The sequence below is a fragment of the Massilia sp. Leaf139 genome (genome assembly GCF_001424165.1).
Classification (GTDB): Bacteria; Pseudomonadota; Gammaproteobacteria; order Burkholderiales; family Burkholderiaceae_D; genus Telluria.
Map to the genome: position 1 here is coordinate 548,513 of NZ_LMOJ01000001.1, position 17,511 is coordinate 566,023.

At 66.6% G+C, this 17,511-nt stretch carries 15 protein-coding genes; 12 read left to right on the plus strand and 3 right to left on the minus strand.

The features are described from left to right. The first annotated feature begins 24 nt into the window (after positions 1-24). The 7 genes from ASF77_RS02455 (at position 25) to yiaA (ending at position 7,332) form a co-directional block, all read left to right on the plus strand. Positions 25-1,263 carry a winged helix-turn-helix domain-containing protein gene (locus ASF77_RS02455; protein ID WP_056333895.1) on the plus strand — a complete coding sequence of 413 codons (1,239 nt, stop codon included), beginning with the start codon at positions 25-27 and terminating at the stop codon, positions 1,261-1,263. Beyond that, a complete protein-coding gene (locus ASF77_RS02460; protein WP_056333898.1) occupies positions 1,260-2,240 on the plus strand; it encodes a DUF2804 domain-containing protein in 981 nt (326 codons plus the stop codon). The genes ASF77_RS02455 and ASF77_RS02460 overlap by 4 nt, the downstream gene beginning before the upstream one ends. A 262-nt stretch (positions 2,241-2,502) precedes the next feature. Then, positions 2,503-3,093, plus strand: coding sequence for a hypothetical protein (locus tag ASF77_RS02465; RefSeq protein ID WP_056333900.1), 591 nt, complete (start codon positions 2,503-2,505; stop codon positions 3,091-3,093). Between the two features lie 99 nt (positions 3,094-3,192). Beyond that, a complete protein-coding gene (locus ASF77_RS02470) occupies positions 3,193-5,865 on the plus strand; it encodes a DUF349 domain-containing protein (RefSeq protein ID WP_056333903.1) in 2,673 nt (890 codons plus the stop codon). Then, positions 5,862-6,332 (plus strand): molybdopterin synthase catalytic subunit MoaE, encoded by a 471-nt coding sequence (moaE, locus tag ASF77_RS02475; RefSeq protein ID WP_056333906.1) that lies wholly within the window; start codon positions 5,862-5,864, stop codon positions 6,330-6,332. The genes ASF77_RS02470 and moaE overlap by 4 nt, the downstream gene beginning before the upstream one ends. Next, positions 6,329-6,727, plus strand: coding sequence for a fluoride efflux transporter CrcB (gene crcB / locus ASF77_RS02480; protein ID WP_229445197.1), 399 nt, complete (start codon positions 6,329-6,331; stop codon positions 6,725-6,727). Before moaE ends, crcB begins: the two co-directional genes overlap by 4 nt. Before the next feature lie 179 nt (positions 6,728-6,906). Continuing rightward, entirely contained in the window at positions 6,907-7,332 is a 426-nt protein-coding gene (yiaA, locus tag ASF77_RS02485) for an inner membrane protein YiaA (protein WP_056333909.1), read from the plus strand. A 51-nt stretch (positions 7,333-7,383) separates the two neighbouring features. Here yiaA and ASF77_RS02490 read toward each other — a convergent pair whose 3' ends face one another. Then, the gene (locus ASF77_RS02490) at positions 7,384-8,364 is read right to left on the minus strand and encodes a TerC family protein (RefSeq protein WP_056333912.1); all 981 of its coding nucleotides are present in this window, start codon (positions 8,362-8,364) and stop codon (positions 7,384-7,386) included. A 3-nt stretch (positions 8,365-8,367) separates the two neighbouring features. Further along, positions 8,368-8,784, minus strand: coding sequence for a TerB family tellurite resistance protein (locus tag ASF77_RS02495; RefSeq protein WP_056333913.1), 417 nt, complete (start codon positions 8,782-8,784; stop codon positions 8,368-8,370). A gap of 109 nt (positions 8,785-8,893) precedes the next feature. On the opposite strand from ASF77_RS02495, the gene ASF77_RS02500 reads away from it, so the two are divergent. The 3 genes from ASF77_RS02500 to ASF77_RS02510 all read left to right on the plus strand — a co-directional run bounded on the left by ASF77_RS02500 (position 8,894) and on the right by ASF77_RS02510 (position 13,979). Next, a complete protein-coding gene (locus ASF77_RS02500) occupies positions 8,894-9,787 on the plus strand; it encodes a LysR family transcriptional regulator (protein ID WP_056333917.1) in 894 nt (297 codons plus the stop codon). Positions 9,788-9,901: 114 nt separating this feature from the next. Next, positions 9,902-12,508: an ATP-dependent chaperone ClpB gene (gene clpB / locus ASF77_RS02505; protein WP_056333919.1), complete on the plus strand. Its 2,607-nt coding sequence runs from the start codon at positions 9,902-9,904 to the stop codon at positions 12,506-12,508. Positions 12,509-12,776: 268 nt separating this feature from the next. Continuing rightward, positions 12,777-13,979 (plus strand): MFS transporter, encoded by a 1,203-nt coding sequence (locus ASF77_RS02510; RefSeq protein WP_056333921.1) that lies wholly within the window; start codon positions 12,777-12,779, stop codon positions 13,977-13,979. 61 nt (positions 13,980-14,040) lie between these two features. On the opposite strand, the gene ASF77_RS24775 is transcribed toward ASF77_RS02510, so the two are convergent. Next, positions 14,041-14,976, minus strand: a complete 936-nt coding sequence (locus ASF77_RS24775; protein ID WP_156648700.1) for a PEP-CTERM sorting domain-containing protein — start codon at positions 14,974-14,976, stop codon at positions 14,041-14,043. Positions 14,977-15,426: 450 nt separating this feature from the next. On the opposite strand from ASF77_RS24775, the gene aceA reads away from it, so the two are divergent. After that, complete coding sequence (gene aceA, locus ASF77_RS02520; protein WP_056333927.1) at positions 15,427-16,725, plus strand: isocitrate lyase; 1,299 nt, start codon at positions 15,427-15,429, stop codon at positions 16,723-16,725. A 266-nt stretch (positions 16,726-16,991) separates the two neighbouring features. Then, positions 16,992-17,507, plus strand: coding sequence for a hypothetical protein (locus ASF77_RS02525; protein WP_056333930.1), 516 nt, complete (start codon positions 16,992-16,994; stop codon positions 17,505-17,507). The last annotated feature ends 4 nt before the right edge of the window (positions 17,508-17,511 follow it).

Genomic DNA, 17,511 nt, shown 5'->3' on the forward strand with positions numbered 1-17,511 from the left:
CCGAAACCTCATTAGAATATTTATATGAGCGACATTATTCTCTCGATGGGCGCTGCGCGCGCCCTGCACCTGGGCGCGCAGGGCCTGCTGCAGCCGCGCCGCCGCAAGGCCGTCCAGGCCGACGTCATGGACGCGATCCGCCGCATGAGCGTGTTGCAAATCGACACCATCAATGTCGTCGCGCGCAGCCCGTATCTCGTACTGTGGAGCCGGCTCGGCGACTATCCGTCCGAGTGGTTGGACGCGGCGCTGGTCGAGGGGGAGCTCTTCGAATACTGGGCCCACGAGGCTTGCTTCATCCCGCGCGAGGACTACGGCCTCTACCGCCACCGCATGCTCGATCCGAGCGCCATGGGCTGGAAGTATTCGGCCAACTGGATGCGCGAGCGCGCCGGCGAAGTGGCGGCGCTGCTGGCCCATATCCGCACCCATGGGCCGGTGCGTTCGTCGGACTTCGAGCGCAGCGACGGCAAGGCCGGCGGCTGGTGGGAATGGAAGCCGGAGAAGCGTTCGCTGGAAGTGCTGTTCACCTCCGGTGCCCTGATGATCGCGCGCCGCCACAACTTCCAGCGCGTCTACGATCTGGCCGAACGCGTCCATCCCGAATGGGACGATGCCCGCATGCCGGCGCTGACGGACGTGCAGCGCACGTTGGCCCTGCGGGCGGTGAGGGCGCTGGGACTGGCCCGCGCGCACTGGATCCCCGACTACCACCGCACGCGGCGCCCGCATGTCGACCCCGCCCAGCTGGCCGTCGAAGGCCTGCTGCTGCGCGCCCGCGTCGAGGGCTGGGACGATCCGGTCTACATCCACCCCGATCATGCCGAACTGGCGCGGCAGGCGGCAAGCGGCGCGCTGGCGCCGACCCTGACCACCATCCTGTCGCCCTTCGACCCGGTGGTCTGGGATCGGCGCCGCGCGCTGGAACTGTTCGGCTTCGATTACCGGCTCGAGTGCTACACGCCGGCGCCCAAGCGCCGCTACGGCTATTTCACGCTGCCGGTGCTGCGCCGCGGCGCCCTCGCTGCCCGCATCGACGCCAAGGCGCACCGGCGCGCCGGCGTGTTCGAGGTCAAGGCCGTGTTCTTCGAGCCCGGCGTGCGCACCAGCGATGCGCTGCTGCGCGACGTGGCCGGTGCCGTGCTGCGCTGCGCGCGCTGGCATGGCTGCGCGCAGGTCGCGCTCGGCCGCAGCGAGCCGGCCGTGCCGGGTGCGCGGCTGGCCGAACTGCTCGGCGCCATGCCGGGCGCGGCCGCCGCATGATGCTGCCGCCGGCGCCCCTCGACGCGGTCGGCCCGGACGGGCTGCTTCGTTCCGGGCGCTACCAGGGGCTGGCCGGCGCCCCCGGCTGGGCCAGGCTGGCGCCGCCCCGGGCCCGTGGCGCGCTCTGGCGCCGCCTGCACCACAAGCGCTGGCATTTCGTCGCCCTCGTCACCGAAGAGCTGTTCTGCGGCGTGGCAATCGTCGACATCGGCTGGAGCAACACCTGCTTCGCCTATGTCTTCGATCGGGCCCAACGCCGGGTCGTGGCCGCCTTTTCCCCCCTCGGGGTGGCGGGCCTGACGGCGCGGGTCGGCGCCACCGTGGGCGAGGGCGCCCGCTTTGCCATGCCGGGGCGGCGCATCGCGATCGAGGCGGATGGCGCGCATGGCCACCGGCTGCGCCTGCGCGCGCCCGGATTCCGGATCGACGCCCGCTACGGCGGCGCAGGGCCGCGCCTGCTGGCGGTCGGGCCGACCTTCGACGGCGGCAGCGTCCACACGACGCAAAAGTCGCCCGGGCTGGCGCTGTTTGGAGAGCTGCAGGCCGGCGGCCGCGGCTACCGGCTCGACGGCGGCGTGGCCAGCTACGATTTTTCGAACGGCCTGCTCGGACGGCGCACGGCCTGGCGCTGGATCTCTGCGCACGGCCCACGCCTCGGCTTCAATCTGCAGTGCGGCTATTTCGGCGACGCCGAGAACGCGCTCTGGCTGGACGGCATGCTCGTGCCGCTGGGGCGGGTCGAGGTGGAGGTCTTGCCCGATGGTTGCTGGACGATGCGCACCCTGTGCGGGCTGCTGGCGATGCGTTTTACCCCCGAGGGCACGCGCTGCGACGACAAGCAATTGCTGGTGGCCAGCAGCCGCATGCGCCAGCACGTGGGCCGGTTCGACGGCTGGGTGAAGGGCAGTGTAGAGGGGCCGCGCCACCCGGTCGCGGGGCTGGCGGGCCTGGCCGAGGATTACCGCGCGCGCTGGTGAAAGGCTGCAGTCCGTACTCCCCATCACCTGGTCTGGCCGTAACGCATGGCGCCTGCGGCGGTTGACGATCGCAGCGCGGCCGTATCCCCCGAGTTTGATCAAGATCAAAGTCGCAAGGTTGGCGCTCCGTAAACTAGACCTTCCTTCAGGCCGAAGAGAAGAAAAACATCCGCCCGGCTTGTCCAAAAAACCATAGCGTCCAGCCTGCCGTGTTCCCCTGCGGAGCATGCGCTCGTGCTGACGACGCCGAGAGGAGATCCGAATGCTGACCGCGACCTATACCCTCGTTGCGCTTTCCGTCGAACAAACCAATATGCGGGTCAGCCTGCATGCCGTGCAACAGCTCGTCAAGAAGAGCTATGCCCGCCAGACTGCGTTGACGGAGGGTCAGGCCGATTATGTGTGCGCCACCTTGCGCGGCCTCTACGAAGGCTGCCAGGGCCGCAAGCTCGACCGTTTCCTGCTGCCGGCCCTGCGCCGCACGGGCGCCGCCACCGAGTCGCTGCTGTGCGAGCTCGACCTGCTCAGCCGCGGCGCGGCCGAGGCGCTCGGTACGGCTTGCCGCCTGGCCGCCGGCGGCATCGAGGACGAGGAGGGCGTCGATGCCTTCTGCGGCGCCGTCGAGCGCTTCTGCACGGCGCTCGAACAGCGCTTCGACCGCGAGGAGCGCGAGCTGTTTCCGGTCGCGCGCGCGGCGATCGCCGGCGACGCCTGGTTCGCGGTGGCCAACCAGATGCTGGCCCACGACGCCTACCGCGAAGAGCACCGCGCGCGCACGCCGCCGCCCGCCAACCGCTTCAGCCGTGCCGAACATGCCCATCGGCAAGGGGTGTCCGCCTACTACATGCACTAGGCGTGCATCAGCTGCGTGCACTAAGGCCATGCCGGGGACGCCAGAAAAAACCGTGATCGTTCTTTGCTATGATGAGGGTTTTGCAAGTGGGTCTTCTCCATGTTCGAATTCCTATTCAAGCGCCAGGGCGACAAGTCGGGCAATGGACGCGGCGCGCAGGCGCCGGCCAAGTCGACGCCGGCCAAGTCGACGCCGGTCAAGTCAAATTCGCCGCCAGCGCCGGCCGGTGAAGGGGGCGCTTCCTCGAACAAGGGCGGTGCGCCGTCCACGGCAGGCAGCGCACCGGCGCGTGCCGGCGCCGCCCTGCGCGAGCAGCAAGCCCTGCAGCTGAAAGCGCTCGACGGTGACGAAAACCGCGCCGTCGACTTCATCCTTGCCTGCGAATTTTCCGAGCTGCGCCTGGCCGCCGCCGAGCTGGTGCACAGCCGCGCCGCGCTCGAACGCGTGCACACGGCAATGCGCAACCTCGACCGCCGCGTCGCCAAGCTGATGCAGGCGAGACTGGATGCGATCCGCCACCATGACGCCGAACTGGCGCGCGGCCAGGCCACGCTGGCCCAGGCGCGCGCCTTGCTGGCGGACGAGCACCTGACGCCGAACCAGGTCGCCGATCTCGACCGCAAATGGGCGATCATCGCCGCCCCCGAGCTGCAGGGAGAATTCGCACCTGTACGGGCCGGGCTCGGCGCCCGTCTGGAGGCCCAGGTGCAGCTGCAGCGCGCCATGATCGACCGCCTGGCCGCCCTGCGCCGGCTCGAAGCGGCCGGCCTGAACGCGGCGGACATGGCTGCCAGCCTGGAACAGATGCGGGGCGAGCAGGGCGCGGCCCTGGCGGCGCCGGAACACGCTTCGCTCCCGCGCGCGCTGGTGGCGGAATTCGCCGCCGAGCACGCACGCCTCTCCGGCGCCCTGGCCACGCTCGAACAGTCGCAGGCGGCCCTGGCCGCGCGCGAAGCCGCGCTCGCCGAATGGCAGGCGCAGCCGGTCGCCGATCTGAGCGCCGACTCCCTGCGCCGCGCGTGGCAAAAACTGCCGGCCTTGCCCGAGGGCGCCGCCGGCAGCGCCTTGCAGACGCGTTTCGACGCGCTGCTGGCAAGCTTGCCGCAGCCGGTGCGCAAGGCCGCGCCCGAGCCGCGCGCCGCGGATGCAGCGGGCGCCGAAGCCCGTGCGCCGAAAGTGCCGAAGGGCGCCGACCAGGCCTTCCTCGATAACCTCGATGCGCTGGAAGCGGCCTTGCAGCAGGGTTCGCTCGCCCATGCCGCCGAACTCGACAAGGTACTGAAGGACACCAAGGGCAAGGGCATGCGCCTGACGAGCGCCCAGGCCGACCGCCTAGCGCATCTGCGAGCCGAACTGAAACGCCTGTCCGACTGGGCGCGCTGGGGCGGCAACGTCTCGCGCGAGGAACTGATCAAGACGGTGGAAGCGCTGCCGACCCAGAACCTGGCGATGGCCGAGCTGGCGAAGAAAGTCGGCAGCATGCGCGAGCGCTGGAAGGCGCTCGACAGCCTGTCGGGCGCGGCTCCGAAGAGCCTGTGGGAACGCTTCGACCATGCCTGCACCGTGGCCTATGCCCCGGCCGCGGCCCATTTCCGCCACCTGGCCGACGAGCGCCATGCCAACGCGGCGAAAGGCGAGGCGATCGTGCAGGAGGCCCAGGCCGAGATCGCGCGCCTGGCATCGGGCGAAGCCGACTGGAAGCACGTGGCCGGCACCGTCCAGCGCCTGCGCCTGGCCTGGAGCCACCTCGGCGCCATCGACCGCAAGGACAAGAAGCGCCTCGATACCCTGTTCGGCGCGGCCCTCACGACGCTGCAGGGGCCGCTGGAAGAACAGCGCAAGGCCGAAGTCGCCGGGCGCGAGGAACTGATCGAGGAAGTCCTGGCGATCGATCCACACGACCGCCACGCGGTCGACCACCTGCGCGACATCCAGTCGCGCTGGCAGGAACATGCGCGCGCGCTGCCGCTCGAACGCAAGGCCGAGCAGGCACTGTGGCAGCGCTTCCGCGCCGCCTGCGACGACCTGTTCGCGCGCCGCAAGGAAACCGCGCATGCGCTCGATGCCGAACGGCGCGCCCACGAAGCGGCCAAGGAGGCCGTCAGCGCGCGTCTGGAAGCGGCCGCGCCGGACGCCACTGCCGCCAGCGCGCCAAAGCTGCTGCGCGAGGCGGCCGCCGAATGGCATGCGATCGGCCCGGTGCCGCGCGCCCATGAAGCCCGCGTCGAGAAGCGCTACCACGAAGCCGTGGCCAAGGTGCAGCACCACGCCGACCTGTCGCGCCGTGCCGCCGGACTGGCCCTGGCCGGCGCCCTGCGCGACAAGCTGCGCGCCTGCCAGGAACTCGAAGACTCCCTGGCCCAGCCGGAGCAAGAAATATCGAAAGCCGACTGGCGTGCGCGCTGGGCGGCCTTGCTGGCGGCCGGCCCCGAGTACGATCCCGTGCTCGACGCCCGCTTCGAGGCGGCGCTGAATGCCCTCGAACTCGACCGCGGCGGCTATGCGCGCCTGCTCGAGGCGAACCGTTCTACCCTGCTGGCCGAGCTGCTGCGCCAGGAAGTCGCGGCCGGCATCGACAGCGGCGCCGAGTTCGCGCGCGACCGGCTCAAGCTGCAAGTGGAAGCCCTGCAGTCGACCCTCAAGGCGGGCAACAAGCCGGCCGGGCGCCATGCGGCCCTGCACGCCTTGTGCGCGCTGCCGGCCCTGGTCGACGAACGCAGCGCGCACCGCATCGAGCAGCTGATCATGCGCACGGCACGGGAGGGCAAATGACGGGCGGCGCACCTGAAGTCCGGGTGCAGACGGAAGACTTCGATCTCGGCCAGGAATTGGCGCGCTTGCGTGCGAACGATGCGCGCGTCGGCGCCGTCGTCAGTTTCGTCGGCACCGTGCGCGACATGAACGAGGGCGCGTCCGTGTCCGAGATGGAGCTCGAACACTATCCCGGCATGACCGAGCGCGCGTTGCAGGAGATCGTGGAGCTGGCGCGGGCGCGCTGGCCGCTCTATAACGCGCTCGTCATCCACCGCGTCGGGCCGTTGGCGCCGCTGGCGCAGATCGTGCTGGTGGCGGTGAGCGCGGCGCACCGCGGCGAAGCCTTTGCCGCCTGCGAGTTCATCATCGACTACCTGAAGACGGACGCCCCGTTCTGGAAGAAGGAGCAGACGCCGGAAGGTGCGCGCTGGGTCGACGCGCGCATCACCGACGACAGTGCCAAGGCCAAGTGGAGCATGGCTTGACTGCGGGCGTGACCGCGGGCTCGAGCTGGCTGGCGGTCGGGGCCGGCGCCGCGCTCGGCGCCTGGCTGCGCTGGGGGTTGGGCTTGTGGCTGGGTTCCCTGCATGCCTACGTGCAGGCGGGCACACTGGCGGCCAACCTGGTGGGCGGCTACCTGGTCGGCCTCGCGCTGGCCTTCTTCTCGCAGCATCCGCAATTGACGCCGGAGTGGCGGCTGTTTGTCGTCACCGGTTTTCTCGGCGGGCTGACGACCTTTTCCAGTTTTTCGGGCGAGTCGGTAGCGCTGCTGCAGCGGGGCGATTATGGGTGGGCGCTGGTGCATACCTTGCTGCATCTGGTTGGGTCGATCCTGTTGTGTATTGCCGGGTTTGCGACCTGGCGCGCGCTGCGCGGTTAAGCTTTATGTAGGGTGGGCTCAAGAGCCCGGTGAAACCGTGAGCGATGCCATTGGCATCGCCCACCCCTACATATCGCGATGACCCGCAAAGTACCACCAGACGATACTTCTGCCGTTTCGCAAGCATCCCAAAAATTCCAGTGCTACGCTTGCTGCCGGATAATTAACCGGAGCCAAGCATGAACACCGTTCAACGACCGACCGCCGCCTTCGTCGGCGCTTCCTGGAGCGCGCTGTGCATCGGCGCTTGTGCTTTCCTGTGGGGTCTGTGGAATGCCCAGATGCAGCTCAACGAGAAGGGCTACTACCTGAGCCTGCTCCTGTACGGCTTGTTCGCCGCCATCTCCCTGCAGAAATCGGTGCGCGACCGCAGCGAGGGCATCGCCGTGACCGGCCTGTATTTCGGCCTGTGCTGGGTGTCGCTGTGCACGGTCTTCGTGCTGCTGACGGTGGGCCTGTGGAACGCCACGCTGCAGCCGAGCGAAAAAGGCTTTTATGCGATGTCCTTCGTGCTGAGCCTGTTCGCGGTGGTGGCTGTGCAGAAGAACGTGCGCGACCTCGGCAGCGTCAAGGAAGGCGGGCTGGCCATGGCTGACCACAGCTGAATCCACAGGCCATCATAAAAAAGGCGCCGCACGTCGCGGCGCCTTTTTCATTCATCGGGCCGGCGCTTCGATCCTGCTGCGCCACAGCGAATACCCGATCCCGGCCGCGATCAGCGTCGCGGTCACCGCCAGCGACAGCCCGGCCGGCACCTTGCCGTCGAACACGAAGTCGCCCAGGAAGATCTTCGAGCCGATGAAGACTAGCACCGCCGCCAGCGAATACTTCAGGTAGCGGAAGCGCTGCACGATGTCGGCCAGCGCGAAATACAGGGCGCGCAAGCCCAGCACGGCGAAGATGTTCGAGGTGTACACGATGAAGGGATCGCTGGTGATGGCGAAGATCGCCGGCACGCTGTCGACCGCGAAGATCAGATCCGTGATCTCGACCATGCACAGGGCCAGGAACAGCGGCGTGGCGTGCCAGAGTGCGCGTCCGGCCCCGTTCGCCGGCGCCTGCTTGACGAGGAAGGCGTTGCCGTGCACCTCATCGGTGACGCGCAGGCGGCGCCGCAGCCAGGCCAGCACGGCGCTGTCGCGTACCGCGTCCGGATTCTCGCTGGCGAAGAACATCTTGATGCCGGTGACGACCAGGATCGCGCCGAACAGATACAGCACCCACGCATAGCTCGCCACCAGGGCCGCGCCGGCGCCGATCATCACGCCGCGCGTGACGATCACGCCCAGGATGCCCCAGAACAGCACGCGGTGCTGGTAGGCCGGCGGGATGGCCAGCGTCGCGAAGATCAGCGAGATGACGAAGATGTTGTCGAGCGAGAGGCTCTTCTCGATCAGGAAGCCGGTGTAGAAGTGCAGCGCCTTTTCGCTGCCGAAGCCGTGCCATACCCAAAGGCCGAACAACAGGCCGGCGCTCAGGTAGAGGGCGGACAATTTGAGGCTTTCGCGCACGCCGATGACGTGGTCGTCGCGGTGCAGGACGCCGAGGTCGAAGGCCAGCAGCAGGACGACCACGGCCAGGAAGACGAGCCACATCCAGACCGGCGCGCTCATCCAGATAGCGTGCAGGAATTCCATGGCTTAGGCCCTCCGCAAGACGTCGCCGCTATCGGCCGGCGTCGACCAGACGCGCAGCGCGCGCTGGATCAGCAGGTGCTCGCGGCTGTCGATCAGGCGGTCGGCGTGAACCACGTCAAGCATCGCCTTCAGGGTGCACATGCGCAGCAGGGGATCGGCGACCTCGCCCAGCAGGCCGTCGATCGCGTGCCGGTCGAGTTCGATCTCGGCGCTGTCCAGGCGCGTGGCGTTCGCCAGCATGTCCTCGCACAGTTGCTGCACCACGGCGTCGAAGGTGTCGGCATCGGCGCCGACCCGCTCCAGGATGGCGCTGTGCTCCATTGCCCGCAGTTCCGAGGGCGCCATGTGGCCGTCGACGATCATCGACAGGGCTAGCAGCCTGCAAACGGCGTTCTTGCTATCAAGTGGGTAGGTTCTCATTGTGTCCTCTCAAGGGTGTGATTGATGAACTGCAGCTTAGAGGAGCGAGCCATGAAAGAAAAATCGATTAATCTTTCGCGATCCTCAATTTTTCTGGAGCTGTGCGGCCATGAACTACAAGCATCTGCAGTACTTCCATGCGGTGGCCACGAGCGGCTCGATCGCGCGCGCCGCCGCCCAGCTGCACGTCACGGCCCAGGCCATCAGCACCCAGCTCGGCCTGCTGGAGGAACGCTTCGGCGCGCCGCTGTTCCGGAAGAAGGGACGGGGGCTGGAACTCACCGAGGCCGGCAAGATCGTGCTCCAGTACACGGGGCGCATCTTTGACCTGGGCAATGAGCTGGAGCAGACGATGCGGCGCGGCGCGGCCCCGGTGCCGGAGACGCTGCGGGTCGGCATCTGCGACATCGTGCCCAAGACGATTGCCTTCCGCCTGCTGCAGCCCGCGCGCGAAGCGGGCATGGCGATGCGCCTGATCTGCCGCGAAGGCCGCTTCGACGAACTCCTGGTCGAGCTGGCCGCGCACCGGCTCGACCTGGTGCTGGCCGACCGCGGCCCGGCGCCCGGCGGCGCGATCCGCGCCTATTCGCATCTGCTGGGTTCGACCACCTTGAGCGTGCTGGGCCACCCGGAGCTGTGCCGCGCCTGGAGCGGCGATTTTCCCGGCCGCCTGCGCGAGGCGCCCTTCCTGCTGCCGGGCCTGGAGGCGGCCGTGCGCAGCCAGCTGCAGGCCTGGTTCGACGAGCACGACCTGCGCCCCGTCGTCGTGGGCGAATTCGACGACGGCGCCCTGCTGAAAGCCTTTGCGCGCGCCGGCGCCGGCTTCATGGTCGCGCCGACCGCGGTGGCGGCAACGGTCGCCGTCGAATACGGCCTGGAAGACGTCGGCGTCGCCGGCACGATCGCCGAGCAGTTCCATGCCGTCACCGTCGAGCGCCAGCTCGATCACCCGGCCGTCAAGCGCATCCTGCGCCAGGCCGGCAGCGTCTTCGCCGCGGCCTGATCGCATCGGGCGTCGCGTAGGAGGACGCTGACCGGACGACGGCCAGATCTTGAAATGCGCCGTGCGGCCCCTATCTTGTTTCACAGTCAAGAACACTCACTAGGGAGCACACATATGCGGCAAGACAAATTGACGACCAAGCTCCAGGAAGCGCTGGCGGACGCCCAGAGCCTGGCGGTCGGTAACGATAACCAGTACATCGAGCCCGTGCACCTGCTCGTCGCCCTGCTGAACCAGGACGACGGCGGCGCCCGTTCGCTGCTGCAGCGCGCCGGCGTGAACGTCGGCGGGCTGACCAACGCCTTGAAGGGCGGCCTGGAGCGCCTGCCCAAGGTGTCCGGTACCGGCGGCGAAACCCAGGTCGGGCGCGAGCTGGTGTCGCTGCTGAACCTCGCCGATCGCGAATCGCAGAAGCGCGGCGACCAGTTCCTGTCGAGCGAAATGATCCTGCTGGCCCTGACCGAAGACAAGTCCGACGCCGGCCGCCTGGCGCGCGAACACGGCCTGGCCCGCAAATCACTGGAGTCGGCGATCGCCGCCGTGCGCGGCGGCGAGAACGTGAATTCGCAGGACGCCGAAGGCCAGCGCGAAGCCCTGAAAAAATACACGCTCGATCTCACCGAACGGGCGCGCCTGGGCAAGCTCGACCCCGTGATCGGCCGCGACGACGAGATCCGCCGCGCGATCCAGGTGCTGCAGCGCCGTACCAAGAACAATCCGGTGCTGATCGGCGAGCCGGGCGTCGGCAAGACGGCCATCGTCGAAGGCCTGGCCCAGCGCATCGTCAACGGCGAAGTGCCCGATTCGCTCAAGGGCAAGCGTGTGCTCTCGCTCGACATGGCGGCCCTGCTGGCGGGCGCCAAGTACCGCGGCGAATTCGAGGAGAGGCTGAAAAGCGTCCTGAAGGAGCTGGCGCAGGACGAGGGCCAGACCATCGTCTTCATCGACGAGATCCACACCATGGTCGGCGCCGGCAAGGCCGAGGGCGCGATGGATGCAGGGAACATGCTGAAGCCGGCGCTGGCGCGCGGCGAGCTGCACTGCGTCGGCGCGACCACGCTCGACGAATACCGCAAGTACGTGGAGAAGGACGCCGCGCTCGAGCGCCGCTTCCAGAAGATCATCGTCGACGAGCCGAGCGTGGAGGCGACCATCGCCATCCTGCGCGGCCTGCAGGAGAAGTACGAACTGCACCACAAGGTCGAGATCACCGACCCCGCCATCATCGCCGCGGCCGAGCTCTCGCACCGCTACATCAGCGACCGCTTCCTGCCCGATAAAGCCATCGACCTGATCGACGAAGCGGCTTCCAAAATCAAGATCGAGATCGACTCCAAGCCGGAAGTCATGGACAAGCTCGAGCGCCGCCTGATCCAGCTGAAGATCGAGCGCGAGGCCGTGCGCAAGGAGACCGACGAGGCCTCGCTGCGCCGCCTGGAGCTGATCGGCGAGGAGATCGCGCGTCTGGAACGCGAGTACAACGACTTCGAGGAGATCCTGAAGTCGGAAAAGGCGGCGGTGCAGGGCACTACCCATATCAAGGAAGAGATCGAGCGCCTGCGCCACCAGATGGAAGAGGCCAAGCGCCAGTCGAACTGGCAGCAGGTCTCCGAGCTGCAGTACGGCCGCCTGCCGGAACTGGAAGCGCAGCTCAGGCATGCCGAGGAAGCCGCGGGCCGCGAGGACGGCGAGGCTGAAAAGCCGAAGCTGCTGCGCACGCAAGTAGGCGCCGAGGAGATCGCCGAAGTGGTCTCGCGCGCGACCGGCATCCCTGTCTCGCGCATGATGCTGGGCGAACGCGACAAGCTGCTGCATATCGAAGAGAAGCTGCACGAGCGCGTGGTCGGCCAGGACGAGGCGATCGAGGCGGTGTCGGATGCGATCCGCCGTTCGCGCGCCGGCCTGTCCGATCCGAACCGGCCGTATGGCTCCTTCATGTTCCTGGGCCCGACCGGCGTCGGCAAGACGGAACTGTGCAAGGCGCTGGCCGGCTTCCTGTTCGACACCGAGGAGTCGCTGATCCGCATCGACATGAGCGAATTCATGGAGAAGCATTCCGTGGCCCGTCTGATCGGCGCGCCGCCGGGTTATGTGGGCTACGAGGAGGGCGGTTATCTGACCGAGGCCGTGCGCCGCAAGCCTTACAGCGTGATCCTGCTCGACGAGATCGAGAAGGCGCATCCGGACGTGTTCAACGTGCTGCTGCAGGTGCTCGACGACGGCCGCATGACCGATGGCCAGGGCCGCACCGTTGACTTCAAGAACACGGTCATCGTCATGACCTCGAACCTGGGCTCGCACAAGATCCAGTCGATGGATTCGGACGAGCCGGCCGTGGTGAAGCTGGCCGTGATGGCCGAGGTGCGCGGGCACTTCCGTCCGGAGTTCATCAACCGTATCGACGACATCGTGGTCTTCCATGCGCTCGACGAGAAGAACATCGGCGCGATCGCCAAGATCCAGCTGCGCGGCCTGGAAGAGCGACTGGCGAAGATGGAGATGCTGCTGGACATCGACGACGAGGCGCTGCAGAAGATCGCCGAAGCCGGCTTCGATCCGGTGTACGGCGCGCGTCCTTTGAAGCGCGCGATCCAGCAGCAGATCGAGAACCCGCTGTCGAAGGCCATCCTGTCGGGCCGCTTCGGGCCGAAGGACACCATTCCCGTGCGCGTGCGGGCGGGGCAGCTGGTGTTCGGCGAGCAGGTGGAGCTGGCGAAGTAAGCCGGTTCACCCGACAGAAGAGGGGCGCAGCGATGCGCCCCTTTTTCTTTGCACGATCGCGGATGATGATCGAAGGGGCGTAGGGCGGGCATGCCCGCGTACGTACCGATGCATACCGCACAGTTACCGGAGACGGTGCGGCATGCACGTGTACGCACGCGGGCATGCCCGCCCTACGTAAACACGCGGCCACGAGAATATCCCTCCGCCAGCAAAGCGCATCGGTTTTGACTACACTGATCCCTTTCGTATCTCAACGAGTAACACCATGAGCACAACAAGCTTGCGCCAGGATGCGCGCGTGATCGGCCTGGTCGGCGTCTCGCACGGGGTATCGCACTTCTATCACCTGATCCTGGCCGGCCTGTTCCCCTGGCTGAAGACCGCCTTCGCCCTGTCGTATGCGGAGCTGGGGCTGTTGATGAGCGTGTTCTTCGTCGTCTCCGGCGTCGGCCAGGCGCTGTCGGGCTTCCTGGTCGACCGCGTCGGCGCGCGCCGTGTGCTGTTTACCGGGCACGCACTGCTGGGCGGCGCCGCCCTGGTGCTGGCGAGCGCGCCCAACTATTCGGTGCTGCTGCTGGGTTCCCTGATCGCGGGCTGCGGCAACGCGGTGTTCCACCCGGCCGGCTACACCCTGCTGAACCAGAACGTGTCGAAGGAGCGCCTGCCGCATGCGTTCTCGGTGCATGGCATCTCGGGCAATATCGGCTGGGCGGCCGCACCCCTGTTCCTGGCGGCCGTGGCGACCCTGTCGAGCTGGCGCACGGCGCTGCTGGCGGCGTCCGCCATTCCGGCATTGATGCTGCTGACGCTGTTCCTGAACCGCAAGGTGCTGGGCGCGCGTGTGCCGGCGCCGGCGGCCGCGCAGGGCGGCGGCTCGCTCGACTTCCTGCGCCTGCCGGCGGTCTGGATGTGCTTCGGCTTCTTCTTCCTGACCTCGGTGGCGCTGGGCGGGATCCAGGCCTTTTCGTCGACCAGCCTGACGGCCCTGTACCCGATCTCGCTGCCGACCGCGGCCAGCGCCTATACGGCCTACATGCTGTGCTCGGCGGCGGGCATGGTAGCGGGCGGCTTCCTGGCGGCGCGCGCGCGCAGCTACGACCGCACGATCGCGATTTCCTTCCTGTTCGCGGCGGCACTGGCGCTGCTGCTTTCCAGCGCGATCCTGCCGGGCGCGCTGGTGGTGCCGGTCATGGGTGCGATCGGCCTGGCGAGCGGCGTGGCCGCGCCTTCGCGCGATTTGCTGATCCGCGCCGCGGCGCCGCCGAACGCCACCGGACGCGTGTTCGGCGTCGTGTATTCGGGCCTGGACAGCGGCATGGCCGTCGGCCCGGTGCTGTTCGGGATGCTGATGGATGGCGGCCACCCGGCCGGCCTGTTCATCGGCGTCGCCCTGTTCCAGACATTGGCGATCGCCACCGCGGTGGGTGCCGGCGGCAAGGGCAGGGCGCCGCTGCCGCACAAGGCGTAATGGAATAGAAACGAAAAAAGCGCGGGCCATCACGGCCCGCGCTTTCTTTGTGTCGGTGCGGTCAGCCGCGCTTGCGCAGGGCCGCACCCATCAGCAGCAGGCCGCCGAGCAGCAGGGCGGCCGTGTGCGGTTCCGGCACCTCGGCGGCGGATTCGGTCTCTGCCACCAATTCGAGCACCGGTTGCGGCCGCGGCAGTAGCGCCGGCGCCGGCGCCGGGATCGGAACCGGCTCGAAGGGCAGCACGGCGACCACGTTCTCGGTCGGCACCGTGGTATTGCCGACCGAGGGTGCGGTCGTTGCCGGGGTTGCTGCGGGCGTCGGTGCGCTTGTTTCCACGACCGGCTGCGCCGGCGCGGGAGCGGCTGGGGCCGGTTGGGCGGGCGCTGGGGCTGGTGCAGGAGCGGGCGCTGGGGCTGGTACAGGGGCGGGAGCCGGCGCTGGCACAGGAGCCGGAGCCGGAGCTGGCGTAGGCGCTGGTGCGGCCGGCGGCGCAGCCACCACCGGCGCCGCGCTGATCGTCTTCGACAGCAGGTCGCCGACCTTGTTCTTCGACGCGTCGAGGAAATTGACCTTCAGGTGAGGTTCGTCCAGATCCGGCGTGCCGCCGGTGAAGGTGAAGGTGAACACCATGTTGTCGGTCAGCGCGATCGGCGCACCCGTCAGGCACAGGCCCTTGCCGCCGCGTCCGCTGCCGCCGGCGCAGCCGTTGGCGGTCAGTTCCTTCGCATTCAACTTCCAGGCTTCGACGCCTTTCGGCGCCGCCGTCACCGCTACGCTGCGGAAGCTGCCAATGTCCTTCAGGCTGAGCGCGCCGAGCATGGTCGCGCTGCTCCAGTCGCCGCTGTGTTTGGCGGCGTCGATCTCGAGCGTCAACACATTGTTTTTCCAGGTGGTCGTGAACACAACATCCTGGAAGCTGAGTACGCCGGCGTGCGCTGGGCCGAATCCGGCCGCCAGCGCGAGTGCCAAGCTGATGTTGCGAAAAATAGGTTTCACGTGCATGTCCTTGTCTGCCGCTGTCGGCGAATTCGATAAATTTTAATCAAGCCGGACGAATGTTGCCGATTTTGCCGATTCAAGTCAACAATAAATTGAATAAAGCAATAAATCTAGCCTTTTAGCAACATTGCGCAATATGCCGGCGTGTAGGTGAGGAACTCTCGAGGGTTACCTGTGCATGTCGACATTTCACCATGTGAAACGCAGGCACCATTGCGTGAAAAGCCGCAGCAGACGGGGCCGCAAAACGGCTTCCATGCTGAGAAATTCCTTTCCGTATCATGGAAAACGCCAGGTAAACATCTGAATATAAAGAAGAAAAAAATAATCAGATGTCTTATATAAGAGTGATTGTGCGCTGCGCAACCTGGGCTATGATTTATCCAACAGATTTCACTTCGCAACCTAGAGCAACTGAGCACTACCTTCACTATCAGGAGAAACAACATGGCAACTCGTGAACAGCAGATCGCAGCATTGCAAAACGACTGGGACAACAACCCGCGCTGGAAAGGTGTCGTACGCAACTACACCGCCGAGGACGTGGTGCGCCTGCGCGGTTCGCTCCAGATCGAGCACACGCTGGCCAAGCGCGGCGCCGAGAAGCTGTGGGATCTGGTCAACAACGAGCCTTTCGTCAACGCCCTGGGCGCGCTGACGGGCAACCAGGCGATGCAGCAGGTCAAGGCTGGCCTGAAGGCGATCTACCTGTCGGGCTGGCAAGTTGCCGGCGACGCCAACCTGGCCGGCGAAATGTACCCGGATCAGTCGCTGTACCCAGCGAACTCGGTGCCGATGGTCGTGCGCCGCATCAATAACACCTTCCAGCGCGCCGACCAGATCCAGTGGTCGGAAGGCAAGGACGACATCGATTACTTCGCGCCGATCGTGGCCGATGCCGAAGCCGGCTTCGGCGGCGTGCTGAATGCCTTCGAACTGATGAAATCGATGATCGAAGCAGGCGCCGCCGGCGTCCACTTCGAAGACCAGCTGGCCTCCGTCAAGAAATGCGGCCACATGGGCGGCAAAGTGCTGGTACCGTCGCGCGAAGCCGTCGAAAAACTCACCGCGGCGCGCCTGGCGGCCGACGTGATGGGCACCCCGACCCTGGTGATCGCCCGTACCGACGCCGAAGCGGCCGACCTGCTGACCTCGGACGTGGACGACAACGACAAGGAATTCTGCACCGGCGAGCGCACGGTCGAAGGTTTCTACAAGGTGCGTCCAGGCATCGACCAGGCGATCTCGCGCGCGCTGGCCTACGCCCCATTCGCCGACCTGGTCTGGTGCGAAACCGGCAAACCGGATCTGGAATTCGCCAAGAAATTCGCGGACGCCGTCCATGCCAAGTTCCCGGGCAAGATGCTGGCCTATAACTGCTCGCCTTCGTTCAACTGGAAGAAGAACCTGGACGATGCGACCATTGCCAAGTTCCAGAAAGAACTGGGCGCGATGGGCTACAAGTTCCAGTTCATTACCCTGGCCGGTTTCCACGCGCTGAACTACGGCATGTTCAACTTGGCGCACGGCTATGCGCGCCGCCAGATGTCGGCCTTCGTCGAACTGCAGGAAGCCGAATTCGCCGCCGCCGAGAAGGGCTTCACGGCGGTCAAGCACCAGCGCGAGGTCGGCACCGGCTACTTCGATGCCGTGACCCAGACCATTCAGCAGAACCAGAGCTCGACCACGGCGCTGCATGGTTCGACCGAGGACGAACAATTCTTCGACGAGAAGAAAGTAGCCTAAACGAACTGCCGCGCTCGCGCGGCCGAAAATGGCTGTCCCAAGCACCCGTTCGCGGGTGCTTTTTTTATGCTTATTGCATCTGTTGTTGTCGGTTGTGTCATTACAACAAGCGCAAACTTTCCAATTTGCTTTCTAACCTGTCTTTATGTAAATTGCTGCTTCGCAAATAAAGTTACCTGTTTGCACAACGATGGAGGCGCCCGCTTCCTCGCATAAATGAGCGGCCCGCAATGACGGGACTGCCTTTCTAAAACTTTGGATCTCCCATGAAAAAAATCTCCGCCCTCGTCCTCGCCCTGATGCTGACCGCCTGCGCCAGCGCTCCCCGTATCGCCGCGCCAAACCTGATCAAGGCGCCGCAGCCGATCGTCGGCAATAGCGGCAAGTTCATGTCGCCGTACACCGAAGACGGCACCGTGGCCGCGTGGGTGGAGAAGGGCCGCAACGCCAGCATCGGCGCCAACCTCGGCGGCTTCGTCGGCGCCCAGGCCGGCCAGAAAGTGGCCGAGCAGATCCCGTTCGTCGGCGGCCTGATCGGCCAGAAACTGGGCGAAACCGCCGGCCGCGCGATCGCCATCAAGATGGCCGGCGGCGAGGAATTCATCCGCGCCAACTCGGATCTGTCGTTCAACACCGTGAACGAGATGGCCGTCTACATGTACGCCAAGAACTCGACCCACAAGGACTTCGCCGAAGCCCTGAAGCTGGCCCAGGACATCTACCCGGAACTGAAGACCGCCTACTACCCGGCGATCATCAACGCGTCCGTCGGCGTGAACTAAGCAG